General features: G+C 59.3%; 16 protein-coding genes. 4 read left to right on the top strand and 12 right to left on the bottom strand.

Annotation, left to right across the window (positions count from 1 at the left end; genetic code table 11):
• Window positions 1–28 precede the first annotated feature (28 nt).
• Window positions 29–799, bottom strand: coding sequence for an SDR family oxidoreductase (locus Enr8_RS04915; RefSeq protein WP_146429471.1), 771 nt, complete (start codon window positions 797–799; stop codon window positions 29–31).
• Window positions 800–928: 129 nt separating this feature from the next.
• Between Enr8_RS04915 and Enr8_RS04920 the strand changes: the two genes are divergently transcribed.
• The gene (locus Enr8_RS04920) at window positions 929–1,321 is read left to right on the top strand and encodes a winged helix-turn-helix transcriptional regulator (RefSeq protein WP_146429472.1); all 393 of its coding nucleotides are present in this window, start codon (window positions 929–931) and stop codon (window positions 1,319–1,321) included.
• Between the two features lie 72 nt (window positions 1,322–1,393).
• Here Enr8_RS04920 and Enr8_RS04925 read toward each other — a convergent pair whose 3' ends face one another.
• The 6 genes from Enr8_RS04925 to Enr8_RS04950 form a co-directional block, all read right to left on the bottom strand.
• A complete protein-coding gene (locus Enr8_RS04925) occupies window positions 1,394–2,113 on the bottom strand; it encodes an SUKH-4 family immunity protein (protein WP_146429473.1) in 720 nt (239 codons plus the stop codon).
• Window positions 2,114–2,252: 139 nt separating this feature from the next.
• Window positions 2,253–3,347 (bottom strand): serine hydrolase domain-containing protein, encoded by a 1,095-nt coding sequence (locus Enr8_RS04930; RefSeq protein WP_146429474.1) that lies wholly within the window; start codon window positions 3,345–3,347, stop codon window positions 2,253–2,255.
• Between the two features lie 823 nt (window positions 3,348–4,170).
• On the bottom strand, window positions 4,171–4,638 hold the full coding sequence (locus Enr8_RS04935) for a DUF1569 domain-containing protein (RefSeq protein ID WP_146429475.1): 468 nt from the start codon (window positions 4,636–4,638) through the stop codon (window positions 4,171–4,173).
• A 181-nt stretch (window positions 4,639–4,819) separates the two neighbouring features.
• Window positions 4,820–5,380, bottom strand: coding sequence for a hypothetical protein (locus tag Enr8_RS04940; protein ID WP_146429476.1), 561 nt, complete (start codon window positions 5,378–5,380; stop codon window positions 4,820–4,822).
• Between the two features lie 127 nt (window positions 5,381–5,507).
• The gene (locus Enr8_RS04945; RefSeq protein WP_146429477.1) at window positions 5,508–6,722 is read right to left on the bottom strand and encodes an argininosuccinate synthase; all 1,215 of its coding nucleotides are present in this window, start codon (window positions 6,720–6,722) and stop codon (window positions 5,508–5,510) included.
• A gap of 234 nt (window positions 6,723–6,956) precedes the next feature.
• The gene (locus tag Enr8_RS04950; RefSeq protein WP_146429478.1) at window positions 6,957–7,850 is read right to left on the bottom strand and encodes an SDR family oxidoreductase; all 894 of its coding nucleotides are present in this window, start codon (window positions 7,848–7,850) and stop codon (window positions 6,957–6,959) included.
• A 242-nt stretch (window positions 7,851–8,092) separates the two neighbouring features.
• Here Enr8_RS04950 and Enr8_RS04955 point away from each other — a divergent pair, with 242 nt between their 5' ends.
• From Enr8_RS04955 to Enr8_RS04965, 3 genes are all read left to right on the top strand, one after another.
• On the top strand, window positions 8,093–9,133 hold the full coding sequence (locus tag Enr8_RS04955) for a S1C family serine protease (RefSeq protein WP_146429479.1): 1,041 nt from the start codon (window positions 8,093–8,095) through the stop codon (window positions 9,131–9,133).
• 70 nt (window positions 9,134–9,203) lie between these two features.
• Entirely contained in the window at window positions 9,204–10,301 is a 1,098-nt protein-coding gene (locus Enr8_RS04960; RefSeq protein ID WP_186767436.1) for a S1C family serine protease, read from the top strand.
• A 42-nt stretch (window positions 10,302–10,343) separates the two neighbouring features.
• Window positions 10,344–10,616, top strand: a complete 273-nt coding sequence (locus Enr8_RS04965; RefSeq protein ID WP_146429481.1) for a DUF4404 family protein — start codon at window positions 10,344–10,346, stop codon at window positions 10,614–10,616.
• A 250-nt stretch (window positions 10,617–10,866) separates the two neighbouring features.
• On the opposite strand, the gene Enr8_RS04970 is transcribed toward Enr8_RS04965, so the two are convergent.
• The 5 genes from Enr8_RS04970 to Enr8_RS04990 all read right to left on the bottom strand — a co-directional run bounded on the left by Enr8_RS04970 (window position 10,867) and on the right by Enr8_RS04990 (window position 15,578).
• Complete coding sequence (locus Enr8_RS04970; RefSeq protein WP_146429482.1) at window positions 10,867–12,129, bottom strand: outer membrane protein assembly factor BamB family protein; 1,263 nt, start codon at window positions 12,127–12,129, stop codon at window positions 10,867–10,869.
• A 143-nt stretch (window positions 12,130–12,272) separates the two neighbouring features.
• Window positions 12,273–13,034, bottom strand: coding sequence for a hypothetical protein (locus Enr8_RS04975; RefSeq protein ID WP_146429483.1), 762 nt, complete (start codon window positions 13,032–13,034; stop codon window positions 12,273–12,275).
• Window positions 13,015–13,581, bottom strand: a complete 567-nt coding sequence (locus Enr8_RS04980; RefSeq protein ID WP_146429484.1) for an RNA polymerase sigma factor — start codon at window positions 13,579–13,581, stop codon at window positions 13,015–13,017. The genes Enr8_RS04975 and Enr8_RS04980 overlap by 20 nt, the downstream gene beginning before the upstream one ends.
• Before the next feature lie 226 nt (window positions 13,582–13,807).
• Window positions 13,808–14,485 carry an FHA domain-containing protein gene (locus Enr8_RS04985; protein ID WP_146429485.1) on the bottom strand — a complete coding sequence of 226 codons (678 nt, stop codon included), beginning with the start codon at window positions 14,483–14,485 and terminating at the stop codon, window positions 13,808–13,810.
• A gap of 403 nt (window positions 14,486–14,888) precedes the next feature.
• Window positions 14,889–15,578: a lipoate--protein ligase family protein gene (locus Enr8_RS04990; RefSeq protein ID WP_186767437.1), complete on the bottom strand. Its 690-nt coding sequence runs from the start codon at window positions 15,576–15,578 to the stop codon at window positions 14,889–14,891.
• Between the last annotated feature and the right edge of the window lie 13 nt (window positions 15,579–15,591).

Genomic DNA, 15,591 nt, shown 5'->3' on the forward strand with positions numbered 1-15,591 from the left:
GCCTTGCCCGGTGGCGCCATGCTCTGCGTCATTCATCCAAATGCTGCGCCCCATTCAACCCCGCGAACACCTCCTCATAATTCCCGTTCGCTTCCCCAAACCGCAGCGGCTTCACCCGCTCGACCAAGATCTCGCCCTGTGGAGTTCCGCCGCTGGTCAACAATCCAACTGATTCGGTGATGAACTCATCCAGCGGCATCGCCCTCGGATCGCTCGCTTGGTCGCTGCCCATCAACTCGGTCTGCACGTACGGGGGCGCCAGTTCCAACACTTCAACGCTCGTCTCTTTCAGCTGATATCGCAGCGATTGGGCGTACGAGTGAATCGCCGCTTTCGTTGCGCAGTAGGTCGGCGTCATCGCCAACGGCGTGAAGGCCAGGCCCGAACTAACCATCATCACGGTGGCGGCCGGTTGCCGGCGAAGATGCGGCAGCAAGCTCGCCGTCAGGCGAATCGGCCCGACCAGGTTGGTGGTGATCGTCGCCAGGCTGGCCGACAGGTCGATCGCATCGGTCTGCAGGTCTTCGGCGATCATGATACCGGCGTTGTTGATCAGCACGTTCAGGTTAGGAAAGTCGGCGATCGCGCGACGCATCACTTCGGCGATGCTCTCGGGCGAGGTAACGTCCAACTGGTAATAGGCCATCCCGTCGTGCTGTTCGGCCGCTTCGGCCAACGCTGCGGTTCGCCGCCCGCACAAGATGACCTGGTTGCCGAGCTTGTGTAGCGCTTCCGCCAGCGCCTTGCCAATGCCTGACGCGCCGCCGGTGATCATGATCGTGTTGCCGTCGCTTCTCATCGTCTGCTCCTGTTCGCTGCAAATGCCGTTTGCAGCAACGATAGGCGTCAGTCGCTAGAATGGAAAGAACGCACATGAAAGTGCGTAACGCACCTTTTGGTAACAATTGGCGAAACGCCGAGAAAAGTTGTGAACGAAGCTGCCGAAAATTCTCCCGAGTGGTCGGACATCGGTACCCAGGTCACTCGCCTGGTGCGCGAGATCATTGCCCGCGTCGCCGACAAATGGACGATGCCGATCATCGAGGCCCTGCACGAAGAACCGAACGCCCGGTTCAATCAGTTGCAACGCGCGGTCGACGGCATCAGCCAAAAAGTGTTGACTCAATCGCTACGTCAATTGGAAAGCGAGGGGCTAGTCGAACGTACCGCCTATGCCGAAACGCCTCCGCGAGTCGAATACAAACTGACCCCGCTTGGCGAAAGCCTGGGCGAAGCCTTCTGCGGCGTCTGGATCTGGGCCGAAAAGCACTGCCAGCAGATCGAAGCGTCGCGAGCCGCGTTTCAGGAAAAGCGGAAGTAGTTCCGTAGGGCAGGCTGTGCCTGCCGAAATGGAAAGCGTATGCACTTCGGCAGGCACGGCCTGCCCTACAATTTACTCCGTATCGCGAATGACGCGCCAGTGTCCTTGGCGGTCGTCGATCGTGCCGATCATGCGGGGCCAATAATTCTCGCGGTCGGCGAAGGCGTCGGCGTCGATCATTTGCAGACGGTTTTCTAGCTGGCCAGCAAAGCCGGCCGGCAGCGTGCGATAATCGTCGCGCTGCGCTGACCACTCGATCACCGCTTGCAGCGATTGGGCGAATTGCAGCACGCTGGCGTTTACCAAGGTTTGCGGCGGGGCGGCGGCGATGTTGACTAGGTTGACCGCGCCGCTGGTTTGCTCGACGCAGAACGACGCCACGCCGGCGGCCGAGTCAACCTGGCCGATCACCAGTTGCTCGCTCATCCGGGCGTCCAGTTCCGAGTCGAAAAAGATCCCCCAGCCGATCAGCGAGTTGTAGCCAACCAGCGGTTCGGCCAAAGCCGCAAACGAAATCGTCTGCTCGTTACGTCCCTCGAGCACGATGGATTTGGGCAGCCCGCACGTTTGCAGAAAACGGTGCGCGGCTTGCGGCAGCTTGGCTTCGACGTGACGCAGGTATATCAACGCGTCAACGCCAAAGTAGTCGGCCCACCACGCGGCGTCCGGCTTGGTGGCGGTCCACGGTTGCTCGGCGCCTGACTCCGGAATCGTTTTCCAGATCGCTTGAGCCAACTTAATTCGTTCTTCGATAGGGAGAGCGGAGACGCTTGAGAGATCGATATCCGCCATGTTGGACTCCGAAATCACGAATGAAAATGATAGCGATCGATGATGACGCCATCGTAACCCAAGCCAGACTTTTCTTCAGCCCTGAAAATTTGGGTGGTGAAATTGAGACATATTGCGATCTGCCTGTTTTGCGAAGCGTTTAACGTTGCGCCTTTAGCTGCGCGATGGTCGCTTTCAATTCGGCGACTCCTTGCTCATCGGCAGGCAACGCTTCTTCATGGAGCGCCGGCAGAAGGTGATCCCAAACGACGTTCAGCTCGGCTTTCATGTCGCTTGTGTTGGCGGTGATCGCGATCACCGCATCCTGATCCGGTAGCACGATGCAAAGTTGACCATCTCTGCCGTCCCCGCGAAACGCATTGTGCCGGCAACGCCAGAACTGAAAGCCGTACCCTTGGTTCCAGTCGCTGTCCGGGGTGTCGCCGTTGGGGACTTGCTTGGAAGTCGCCATCGCGATCCAGTCGGCTGAGATGATCTGCTGGCCGTTCCATTTTCCTTTTTGCAGATACAGCTGGCCGAACTTGGCGATATCTTCGGTCTTCAGATACAAACCATACCCGCCGATCGATTCTCCCTGCGGGCTCTGGTCCCAAACCGGTTTGCTGATCCCCAACGGCTCAAACAGTCGCGGCGTCAGATAGTCGAGCACCGTCTCGCCGGTCACCTTCTGCACGATCACCGACAGCATGTAGGTGGCCGGCGTGTTGTAGCGGAAGTGCGTGCCTGGCTTGTGTGGAACGGGGTGATTCAAAAACGCCTTGGCCCAGTGGGGCTGCTCGCGCCAGTTGAGTTCGTCGTGGTGCCCGGCGTTCATCGTCAGCAGATCGCGAACGGTCATCGCCTTCAGGTTCTCGGAAGGATCCTTCGGAGTCAGATTGGGGAAGAACTTAACTACCTTGTCGTCCAGGCTCAGCTTCCCGTCGGCAATTGCCAGGCCGACCGCCGTCGACGTGAAGCTTTTGCTTAGCGACCACAGCACGTGTGGTTTGTCGGCCGCCTCCGGCGCCCACCACGCCTGGGCCACCACCTTGCCATGCCGCACCAGCATGAAGCTATGCAGCGAGCTGATCTCTTGGTCGGCCGCTTCGATAAAGGCTTGAATCCCGGCCGACGACACTCCCTCCGCCTCTGGCGTGCTCCGCGGCAGGACCGAAGTCGAGACGTTTTTTTCTTGGGCGACGGCGGCGCTGGTCCAAAGGAGCGCAAGTAGAAAAAGAGGCGAAAGTCGTTTCATGATGGGGCTCGGGTAAGTGCAGCAAAAAAATGGAGTTTGCGGGGTTGAGGGGCATTATCTCCTGATGCAGCGCCGGACGCTAAGGTTGGGCTCGATCTGGGACCGCCCTGGAAATAGGACTCCGGACTCACGTTTTTTTTCCAGCTATTCTTTTTCGTCACCAGCGTTCCGATATTGGTCCCAACTGGGGAGTGGACTGGACTGCGGTGCGAACTTTTTTTCTTCAGCTCGAACGGGGGCGATCTAACCGGATGCCGGAATCCGCGGGACCGACTTGACTGGACCGTTTTAATTTTTCTAACGTCGACCCGTTCAATTAGCCCGCCGTTTCAGGGGCTTCGATTGCGGCCGTGGGGCTGAGGACTGGACTGGACCAACTGCGCGCGTTTTTTTCGCGATGAACACCCTTTCACCGAAAACGTATACGCCATCGATACTTGCGCAAGTTTGACCGAGGCCGCTGCCGGTGGACTGGACTGCTCTCCCATTTTTTTCGACGAGCGTAGGGTCCGCTGTGCGGACCGGGGAAACGCCAACGAGCTTCGCCAACCGGTGCACACTTCCATGGTCCGCACAGCGGACCCTACTTTCACTAAACGCAACAACCGCAACCAACGACTGGACTGGACCGCGTTCCTATTTTTTCGCTGCACCGCCAATACCGTTCGTATCCAAATCGTCAAGGGGCAAGCCAATCCGGCCGATCCCAAGCAATTCTTCGCCACTCGGAAATCGACCACAATTCCGTGCGCTTTGTCAAGCAAAAGAAGGACCAGCGAGAGACGCTGCCGAGGTGCAGATCGGCGACCGGTCAAAACGCCAATCAAGCCGTCTCGACCTGAGCCGCCAAATGCCGCAGATGATGCGACGCATGGGCGGCGTGGATCTCCAGGATCTTCTCCGGCGGCAAGCGGCCGAACCCGGGGTGCGGCGCATAGGGGCCGGGGTGACGAAGTAGTCGCTCGACGCTGGCGGCGAATGCTTCCACTTCCACCGCGTCGTCCAAGTCGCCCGGCGGCACAAACATCGGCGCGGTCCGGATCCCCCGCGGCGAATCGCCGCTCAGCAGCTTCGGCAACAGCCACCACCGCATCAACGGCCGCAGTGGAGCGAACACCGACATCCAAGCAGGGCAACCGTCGATACTCAAGTCTTGCACCAGCACCAGGTGCCGACAGATCTGTCCCAGCGACCAGTTGCCATGCCGAACGTAACCGCCGGCCAAAAGCTGCCGAGCATCGTCGACCGCCGCTGCGATGTTTGGGAATTGGAGGTTGCGGAGTTGGGGCATGGGGCGCCTGTTCTCAATGGGATTGCGATCGAAGTCTATTATGAAGGGATTGGATATCGATCGATACCAGTGCTGGGTAATCGTCGGCTGGGACAATCGAGTTGCTTTTCCATCGGGTGCCACTGGCCTTAGCCAGTGTCTTCATTCGGTATGCGGCAACTGCACGCCACCTGTATCCCAGTCAGTCGATCAGATTGCCCAACTGCTGTTCATAAAAGGAAGTCCAGTTGCGATTTTCCACCGCGGCTTGGATGGAGCGGCGCGTAAAGGTTTTGAGATCGTCGAGCGTGGCGAACGTTTCCTTCTCGGCGTCGGGGAAGACGACCTGCAAGTTGCTGGTCAGAAAAAGGCTGGCCCCAGTGTTGGTCGTCAAAAAAGGGAACGTGCCTGGCGGAGGATCGATTTCGGGATAGCCGAGATCAGCGTCGTTGCCCAGCGGGCTAAACAAACTGCCGCGAATGGCTGGTTCGTGGCTCAACTCAATCGCATAGCCGCCTGCCATCTCGTACTCGTCCGCCTTCAAACCATACAACGAAGCGACATAGGCGGGAACGAAAGCGGGAAACGAGCGGTCAGCGTCGAGGGCCGAAAAGCAAAGCCGATCACCAGCGGCGAAGAACGTACCGAGATACTCGTCGTTGATCTGCTGGAAGGTCAGCGACTCGACCAACTGCAGCAAGGCGTGCCATTCGGCCCAACCAGGATTGGAGTCGCGAAGACGCTCGTGAAGATGTGAAGCCATGTCTTTTGCTGCCAGGAATGTTGAGTATCGTCGTTTGGTGGAAATCGTATCACAAATGAGAACACCCAAGAAATGGAACAAGGCGCCGAAAGGCGCCTTGTTCGTTTCGATTATTTCGCTTCGCGGCTTAGTACGCCCGCGGCGTAACGCGGCCTTGGACGCGGCTCGGCAAACCTTGGATTCGCAGGAAGCCTTCGGCGTCGGTTTGGTCGTAGCTGCCGCCCCCTTCCATCGTGGCGATCCCTTCGTCGTACAGGCTGTTTTTGCTGCTGCGGCTGTCGACCATGATGTTCCCCTTGTAGAGGTTCAGGCTGACTTCGCCGGTGACGTTCTTCATCGTTTCGCGGCCGAAGGCGAGCAGGGCGTCCATCTTCGGGGCGTACCAGAAGCCGTAGTAAACCATTTCGGCGACGACCGGAGCGAGTTGATCGCGGAGGTGGATCAGGTCGCGGTCGACGGTCAGTTGCTCCAGCACCAGCACGGCGTCGTACAGCACGGTCATGCCGGGCGACTCGTAGACGCCGCGGCTCTTCATGCCGACGAAGCGGTTCTCGACCATGTCGATGCGGCCGACGCCGTTACGACCGCCGATTTCGTTCAGCTTCAGGACGACCTGCAGCGGCGAGAGCTGTTCGCCGTTGATCGCGACCGGTACGCCTTGCTCGAAGGTGAGCTTCACGTTTTCGATTTTGTCCGGCGCCTCTTGCGGCGAGACGGTCATGCCGAAATCGACCGCTTCGACGCCGTTGACCATCAGGTCTTCGAGGTTGCCTGCTTCGTAGCTGATGTGCAGGCAGTTTTCGTCCGAGCTGTACGGCTTGGCGATCGACGCTTTGACCGGGATGTTCTTTTCTTCGCAATACTTGATCATCGCGTTGCGGCCCGGGAAGAGCTGACGGAACTTTTCCATCCGCCACGGGGCGATGATCTTGACGCTGGGGTCGAGCGCTTCGGCCGCCAGTTGGAAACGGCACTGGTCGTTCCCTTTGCCGGTGGCGCCATGGACGTAGGCGTCGGCGCCAACTTCGCGGGCCACCTGCAGGCAGATCTTGGAGATCAGCGGGCGGGCGATCGAGGTGCCGAGCAGGTAGATCGATTCGTACTTCGCTTGCCACTGGGCGATCGGGAAGGCGAAGTCGCGGCACATTTCTTCTTGGCCGTCAACGATGCGCGCCGATTTGGCGCCGCAGGTCTTCGCCTTTTCGAGAATGGCCTGGCGGTCTTCGCAGGGTTGCCCCAGATCGACGTACACCGCGTGCACTTCATAACCTTCGTCTTGCAGCCAACCGAGGATGACCGACGTGTCCAATCCGCCCGAGTAGGCGAGTACGCAGCTAGGCATTGGCGAAAACCGTAAGCAGTTAAAAGGAAAGTGGCGTCCCCAGCCGGGTAGACAGGCCCGCAGGGAAGGGGTTCATTGTGATCCGATTTGAGCCCTGCGGCAAGGTAAGGGGAGGAGAGTGAGGGGAAAGCGGAGGGAGAAGAGGAATGACGAATGTCTAATCACGAATGTCTAATGACGGAGATGGCCGGTAGGGTGCGTCTCGACGCACCCTACGGAGGACCAGATTTCCACTCAGCTTTCCGCTTTCCGCTTCTCTCCCAAAATCTTAGCCAGGCCGGCCTTGTAATTCGGGTACTTGGGGCGTAGGCCCAGATGCTCGGTGACCAACTGGTTGGACATGCGGCGGTTGGTGGCGGCGCGTTGGGCGGCGGGGGAGTTGGGATCGGCCGTTTCGTAGACGGGGGGCGGAGCGCCCAGGCTGCGGGCGATTTGGGCGTAGTACTCGGTTCGCTCGACCGGGTGCCCGTCGCTGACGACGTACAACGATTTGGGGGCAGGGTGAGCGGCGGCCAGCACAACTGTCTCGGCGGCGTCGTCTACATGAATAAGGTTTAATGCGCCCGGGCCCGGCGTGGGAATCGGCGTTTGGGCGGCGATTTCCCTCGCGCGCGGGATGCGGCCGGGTCCATAGATGCCAGCCAGCCGCAGCGTGACGTGTTTCTGTTGCCAGCGAGGATCGGCTCGCAACAATTGTTCTGCAGCCCAACATGCTTTTCCACCGGAACGTTGTGGATCGCATGGGGTTTGTTCATCAACCACTTGTCCGCCGGCGTCGCCATAAACGCCGGTCGAACTGACGTAGATCAGCCGGCCGCAGCTGGTGGGCAAATGGTCGAGAACTTTGGCGAGACCCGCTACGTAAACATCTTCGATCGGCATACCGGCCGAGCGATCGTATCCGACCGCAAACAGCACGGTATCGACCGAGGGGAGATCGGCGAGCGAGTTTTCGTCGGTCACGTCGGCGATGATCGGCCGCAGCCCCGCGTTGGCGAGTTCCGCCGCTCGATCCGCATTTCGCGTTACGGCAAAGACCTCGTCTCCCTGCTCACGCCAACGATTGGCGACCGGCAGGCCGACGTAGCCGCATCCGAAAATCAGTCGACGAGATTGTCCCGTGCTCATGGAAGATCTTTCTGGGACCTGTAGGTAGTTTGCATCCGTCAGCTAGATCTTAGCGGTTCGGCTGACTGTAACAAGCGTCTACAAAAACAGTTACGTTCTGACTATTCTGGCAATACGGCCTGCTTGAGCGAATTTCCGCAGGGTGGAGTCGTGCGAATTGTTTCGAAATTGCCGGAATTGTCGCCTATAATAGAAGTCCCCTTCCCGAAGCCCCAATCTCACGATCGCGGAACCATCGGATTATGACGCATCAGACGAGACTCCCCCTCTCTGTCCTTCTCCTCCTGTTCGCTGGCTTAGGGGTTTCGCTCGCTAAGGCGGAAGAATTGCCGAAAGCGGCGGCGGAACCGACTGTCGTCCAAACGGCCCACTTCCAAGAAGTCTTGGCGGGCGACGCACCGAACAGTTTGAGCGAACTGCGAGCCCTCGAGCGACGGGTCCAAGAGGTCGCCAAGAAAGTGATTCCTTGCACGGTCGGCGTTTCGGTCGGCGGCGCCCAAGGCTCTGGCGTTATCGTCACCGAGGACGGCTATGTGATGACGGCCGGTCATGTGATTGGCGAGCCAAATCGGCAAGCGACCATCACCTTGCCCAGCGGCAAAAAGGTGAAGGCGATCACCCTGGGAGCCGATCGCAGCATCGACTCGGGCTTGTTGAAGATCACGACTCCGGGCAAGTACGAACACTTGAAGGTCGACCATTCCAACGAACTGCGCGATGGGCAGTGGGTGTTGGTGACCGGGCATCCCGGCGGTTATCTGAAAGACCGCCTGCCGGTGTTGCGGCTCGGCCGAGTGTTGGCTTCTTACGAAGACGTGGTCGCGACCGACTGCGTGCTGGTGGGTGGAGACAGCGGCGGTCCGCTGCTGGATATGGATGGCGACGTCGTCGGCATCAACAGCCGAATCGGCAACCGGATCACCGCCAACATGCATGTGCCGTCGGACGCTTACTCCGAAAATTGGACCCGGCTGACCGATGGCGAAGTCTGGGGCAAATTGCCGGGGACGCGTCCGGTGCTGGGAGTCCGCTGCGACAAGGATAAGAAGGCGCCGATCGTGATCGAGGTGACCCCCAATTCTCCGGCCGAGCGGTCGGGCGTCGAAGTGGGGGATCGGATCATTCGCTTTAACGGACGCCAAACCAACTCTTTTGATGATTTGAAATTGCTAGTCGATCAGACAAGCCCCGGCGACCAGGTGGATGTGGTCGTCCAGCGCGGGGAGCGAACTCTGACGCTGAATGACGTCCTGATCAAGGACGCACGCGAAATCGGCGGTTAGAAGACCGCGCAATTGAGATTGGGCGGATGTTCCCGGCTTTTCTCTTGTCCAAGTTGAGGGATAAACAATGATGGCGAAATTGGTGCGCACGCGGACGCTCTGGAGCGTAACGGCACTGTTGACGACCCTGTCGATCCTGACGGTCGCCTACGGCCAGCAGCGTCACGAAGGGATGATGGCTCGGTTCCTGCAAAAGGTAAACGAGCGGAGCAACGTTCGCGTGATGGCCGCGTTTCGCGAAGTCGTCGCCGAGCCGCATGATTCGACCGTCGAATTGCTGATCAAAGGCGAGCGGGTCGCCTTGGGGGGCATCGTCGACTCGCAAGGTTGGATCATCACCAAGGCGAGCCAGATCATGGCCCAGGAGAACGTCGACAAGCTGGTCTGCCGCTTGTCCAACGGCGACAGCTTCGCCGCAACGATCGCCTCGCACGATCGTAAGTTTGACTTGGCGCTGCTGAAGATTGACGCATCGGGTTTGAACGTCATCGAGATGGCCGATACCGCGCCGGAAGTCGGCAGCCTGCTCGCCACGACCAGCCCGAAGGCCGATCCGCTGGCGATTGGCGTGATGAGCTCGGCCGCTCGCACGATTCAGGGCGAATATGGCGTGCTGGGGATCCGGCTGCCAGGCGTGGGGGAGAATGTGACCGAAGCTCGAGTGATGCAGGTGTTTGACAAGAGCGCCGCCGACAAGTCGGGCCTTTTGGCGGGCGACCTGATTCGCTCGGTCAACGACATCACGATCGGCTCGGCCAGCCAGCTGCAAAAGGCGATCCGCGGTTATCAGCCGGGGGATGTCGTGCGGCTGACGATCGCCCGCGGCGAAAGCGATGTTGATTTGCTTTGCACGCTGGGAGATCGCTACACCGGCGTCGAAGGGCCGGAAGGGATGGCCCGCCATGAGTTTCAGAATCATTTGGGGGGACCGCTCAGCTCGCGTCGCAGCGGCTTTCCGACGGCGTTTCAGCATGATACGTTCCTGCGTCCCGAAGATTGCGGCGGTCCGGTCGTCAATCTCGACGGCAAAGTGGTCGGCTTGAACATCGCCCGGGCAGGGCGGGTCGCCAGCTATGCAATTCCGGCTGACATTTTGTCGGAAGTGGTTCAGCGGTTAAAATCGGAGGCGGCCCTGCAAACGGTCTCGACCGAAGCGGCGGCGCTTTAGACGCTACCCTGATACCTCATTCTGCCCTGGAAACGAAACGTTATGACTGATGCGGATCAACTACGGCTAAAACTGCAAGAGCTCCAAGCCGAGTTGCGTGATATCGACGAGATGGATGCCGAGACGCGTCGGTTGCTGGAAGGGGCGATGGAAGAGATTCATGACGCCCTCAACCAGGATAACTCGGACGCGCTGCAGCACCCGTCGCTAGTCGACAACCTCAACAAAGCGACGCAAGAATTCGAAACGTCGCACCCCGGCCTGACTCGCATCATCGGCAACATGGTCGACATCCTCGGGAACACCGGGATCTAGGTTGAACAAAGCTAAACACGAAACGAAAAAGCGACGCTAGAGGGCGTCGCTTTTTTTGTGCGTTTAGCAGTCCGTTGATTTTCTCGACGGACTGCGTGATCGCACGGATGCGATCCCAAAATAACGACGTAAGTCGTTATTTTGCGAGCCGCGAAGAGCTATGCTCTGAGCCTGGCGAGGTTGTAAAATGCCACGATGGCATTTTTCAACAGGTAGCTAGTGTTGAATGGTGGCCGCATGGAGGGAGGATCTACTTCGCTCCTAGGCAATACAAGTGCGACGCCGTGCGAACATATAGTTTGCCATTGGCGACGGCGGCTGTGGCGTTGCTTCCTTCGCCGAGCGAGAAGCGGGCCAGCTCTTGGAATTGTTCGCCTGCCTTTAGGATGACGACTTCGCCCTCTTCGCTGACGTTGATCAATTTGTCGCCGGCGATGATGGGCGAGCCCGAGAAGTTGCCGCCGATCCGCTGCTGCCATACCTTGCCGCCATCTTCGGTCCGGATGCAGGAGACGATCCCTTTGTCGTACCACAGGTAGGTCAGGCCATCTTTGCCGATCGGCCCCGGCACGTACGGCGCCGAACGCTCGAAGCGATAGAGCGTTTCGCCTGTCTCGGGATCGATCGCCACCACGTAGTTGCCGCCGCCGCCTGATCCGCACGAGCCATAAACGACGCCGTCCACGACGACCGGCGATGAGACGCTCCGCATTTTGAAAACAGGGTTGGCCCAGACCTGATCGCCGTTGGCTGGGTTGTGTGCGGCGATGCCATGGGCCGAGCTGTTGCAGATCAGCAGGTCGCGGCCATCTTTCGCCTTGTAGATGCAGGGAACCGAATAGGCGGCGACGTCGCTGTCGCGGGCCGACTCCCAGACAATTCGCCCGGTCGCACGATCCATCGCCACCAGGCGGCTTTGACCGGCGTCGCGGCCATTCAGTTTGCGAGGATTGCCCAACTGCATCAGCGAGAGGATGACGTACTCGTCGTACAACATCGGCGAAACGCCAAACCCATGTTGGCTGACCCACGGGCCCAGTTCGGTGGTCCACTCCAATTCGCCGTCATGGTCAAGTGAGGCGAGCGTCGTTTGCTCGCCATCGCTCCAGGCGATGTATACCGAGTGGGCGTCGACGGCCGGCGTAGTCGACGCGAAGGTGTTCTTCGAGTGCAGGTGATATCCGCCCGAGGCGAGCCGTTTCTTCCAGATCTCTTTGCCGGTCTTGGCGTCTAAGCAGAGGGCGTAAACGTACGAGCCGTCACGTTCGCTGCTGAGCAGAAAGATTTTGTCGCCCCAGATCACCGGCGACGAGTTGCCCAGGCCCGGCAGATCGGCCTTCCAGCAGACGTCGTCGGCGGCGCTAAAGGGAAGCTGCAAGTCGATCGGAGCGGCCAGCCCGCTGCCGTTGGGACCGCGAAACCGGGCCCACTCTTCTTCGGCCATGGCGGGAGCCGAGCAGAAGGCGAGCAGCGTGGCGGAGAGCGCAAGCGAGCGGAGGTGAAGCGAGTTCATCGATAGGGCTCAGGAGGGAACAAGAATCTGGCGGGAAACCAAGGTGGTCGCTTGGCAATGTAACCCGCCCAGCCCCTTCTGGCTAGCAAAACGGCCCCAGATTTACGTGAGAATCGGGGCCGAGAGGGTAGATGGTTCGTGCCTTAAGTAATTCGGCGTCCTTGCGGCAGCGGCAGTCGGGCGCCGCGGGCCTGGGGCTTCGCTTCCAGGTTGTCGCGATCGGTCGACGTCGGAATCGTCACCTCTTTGATCACCATCAGGGCCGAGCCCATCGATTGCGTCAGCGGGCGAAACGGATGCTGCACGGTGTCGATCCAAGGTCGGGCGTCGAGCGAGCTGACCGCCAGCGTCGTCGAATCAAGCGGCAAGCGCTGGGCGGTGGTGGTCACGCCGACCAGGTCGTTGGTCAGATCCCAGGGAAGGTCAAAGGGAGAGCGAACGGTCGAGACGTACTGGGCGTCTTCCCAATCGAGCGGCTCTAGCGGCTCTTCCCAGGTTGGGTCATCGGTCAGGGCGGTCATTCCGTATTGGCCAATGCGATCGTCCCGCTGATCGTTCAGCGAGAAGGGGATGACCGCCAGGATCAACAGCGACGCCGCCATCCCCAAGGCGGCGATTGGCAGCCAGGCGGTCACCGGCGTTGCTGGCGAGGGAGTCTCGGCGGCGATCGGCAGAGTGGCCGACGTGGTCTGCAGCTGCGCGATTACGCAGGCCGTCAGATGGGGACCGGCGGTCGGCTGATCCCACGACTCTAGGCCGTCAAACAGCATGGCGTAGTCGGCGGCGAGCCGCTCGCAGCGCGTACGATCTTCGGCGTCGACCTGCGAAAGCAGCTGATCGACTTCATGAAAACGCCGCTCGTCCAACAGGTCGTGCAGCTGAGATTCAAACTCGACGCATTTCATTTTCACGCCCTTCCAATACCCCTCGTTGGGACAATCGCGCGATCATCTCCCTCCGCGCTCGGTGGACCCAGGTTTTGATCGTGCCCAGCGGTTTTCCTAACTGCTCGCTGATCTCGATGTAGCTCAGCTCATGTTCATGAAACAACAAAAATGCTTGTCGGTATTCCGACCGGACTTGCTGCAGGGCCAAATGAACTTCTTCGGCCAAAATTTGGGCCGGCTGCAGGTCGGGTCGATGATCGGCGACATGATCTTCGATCGGGTGAGCCTGAGGGCGCCGTTTTCGCTTGGCCAGCAAAGTGCGGCAGCGATTGCCGGCGATCGTCAGGATCCAGGGCTCCAGCGGACGCTCGCGATCCCAGTGATCTAGGCTGCGCATCACGCGTACAAAGGTCTCCTGGGCCATGTCCTCCGCCTCGTGATGCTCTCCGACCATGCGGTAGCAGAGCCCATACACTTTGTTTCGAAATAGGTCGATAAACTGCCCGATGGCGGTACCATCCCCACTGCGGCATTGATCGACTAGCAGGTGAATGTCGGAGACCAACGGTCAAACCTTTCCGCGGAGTTTTTCCGTTCAGAAGTGCTTACTTGGTGAGGTCGACCGGGGTTTCATCCAGGCAGATTGATTTTTTGAGCTTGGGGCCGATCGACAGGCTTACCGCAGTTCGGCGGGCGAACCCGCATCTTGGCGCTATTATGCCGGAAAAGACGCAAAAAAGCCGGCACGGAGCCGGCTTTCTGCTTATCTACTGGTGTGCTCGAGCGGCCGCCTAGCGACGATCGAACATCTTTTTCAGCGTTTCCTGAGCCGCGTCACGACTGTTTTGGGCTTCGTCCTTGTCCATATGCGGCAGTTTGCCGTATTCCTTCTTCTTCTTGCCCGCGAAGAGCCCCATGAAGCCCGACTTGGTGTTGGCGCCCGCCTCGTCGGCCGAGGTCGGTTGCTCTTCGTCTTCGACAAAGTCGTCGACCGAGACCGTTTCGCCAATGCGGAACTGACGTCCTTCCGGATTCGCCAGACGATCCATCCGGTCTTCCTCGTCCGCTTCGGCCAGCCAGCCGGCGACGTCGGAGTCGTTGAGGCCAGCTTCGGCGACCCGCGTGGCCGCTTCTTTCACGCTGTTCACACGGGGCCGTTTGGCGGCTCCGAGCGAATGATCGATCAGCACGAGGAATTCGAGCGGACCAACGCGAAGTTCGTCCCCCATCTTCAATTCGATCGTGCCGCTGATTTGTTCGTTGTTGACGAAGGTGCCATTCTTGCTGCCGAAATCTTCGATCACTAGCTTCGAGTCGGCGACGCGCAGCTCGCAATGTCGGCGACTAATCATGTCGCTTTTCGGTTTCAGATGACATCCATCGCCGCGTCCGATGACAAAGCTGTCGACAGGAATCTTGAATTCCTTACCGGCGCTCGGTCCTCGAACGACCCTTAACATTACCTGCATCGACAATCCTTCCTTCGCATTTAGTCCCGCCCCCGGAGATTCTCTGAACGAAATAATTACGGTTAGCAATATTTGGGAACAAAACCGCGAATAGGATTTAGGAGATGTCTCGACTGCTATCACTCGGATTACAGTCGAACATCAAAGGGAAAAGGTGTCTGTCGCTAGCCCGGATGATAAGTAGGAATAGGCGAGCGATTAGCTACTTAGGTTACTGCTGGCGCCGGCTAGAAAAAATGACCATTCTGAGGGGCTCCGTTCCAATTTGGGAAACTTCACAATCCCCAGATTCGTCTTCTTTCTTCTTGCATATCGGCAATATCGAGGTAGCCGCTTCAGGATCATAATACTCCACCGTAAAGTCCGGGTCAAAGGATATGTTTCTTCCGGCCTGGGCGGGCGGCTACTTCTTCTCGGTCCAATCAGGGGAGGCGAAACGCGACTTTTCCGTTTCCGTCGCCAAATCGATTTCCCCCCCGGTTAGCGCACCAATTTCAAAATTCACCTGCAAAATTTGGCTAAGATTCGGCAGCCAAACATTTTGCAGCTCATCAGCGGCGATTCTCACGCCTGCCAGCTCGACGATTCCCGGCAATTGAGGGGCTGCAGTCGACCGCCCCAGCAGGATGCTGCCATGCTGGAGCACCGCTCCCCGGCCGCGACGCTGGGCGCTGCCGCAAACCTTATATCCATCGACAATTACGTCGACGCTGCTCCGTCTCTCGAAGCAGAGGAACGGATCGCCTTCGGGATGCTTCTGTGGCTTTCCGCAAATCGCCGCCGTCACGCCCAGCTCAGCCAGCGTGACAATCAGGGACTGGTGGAACAGGTCAAACAGGCTGGTCACCGACGTGCTGCGGGGATCGGCCGTCGGCACGCAGTAGCTGTAGGTCAGCTCGACGTCATGCAGAATCGCCCCGCCGCCGGAAGCGCGCCGTACGCAGGCGGCGTCGCGACTTTCTGCGTGGGACCAGCGGTCGGCGTACTTCTGGAAGTAGCCGAGCGAGAGGGTTGGCTCGCTCCATTGGTAGAAGCGGAGCGTCGGCCTCTGGCTGTCGGCGGTCGACTCCAGCAAGGATTCGTCGACCGCCATATTCCAGCTTCCG

The sequence above is a fragment of the Blastopirellula retiformator genome, assembly GCF_007859755.1.
Classification (GTDB): domain Bacteria; phylum Planctomycetota; class Planctomycetia; order Pirellulales; family Pirellulaceae; genus Blastopirellula; species Blastopirellula retiformator.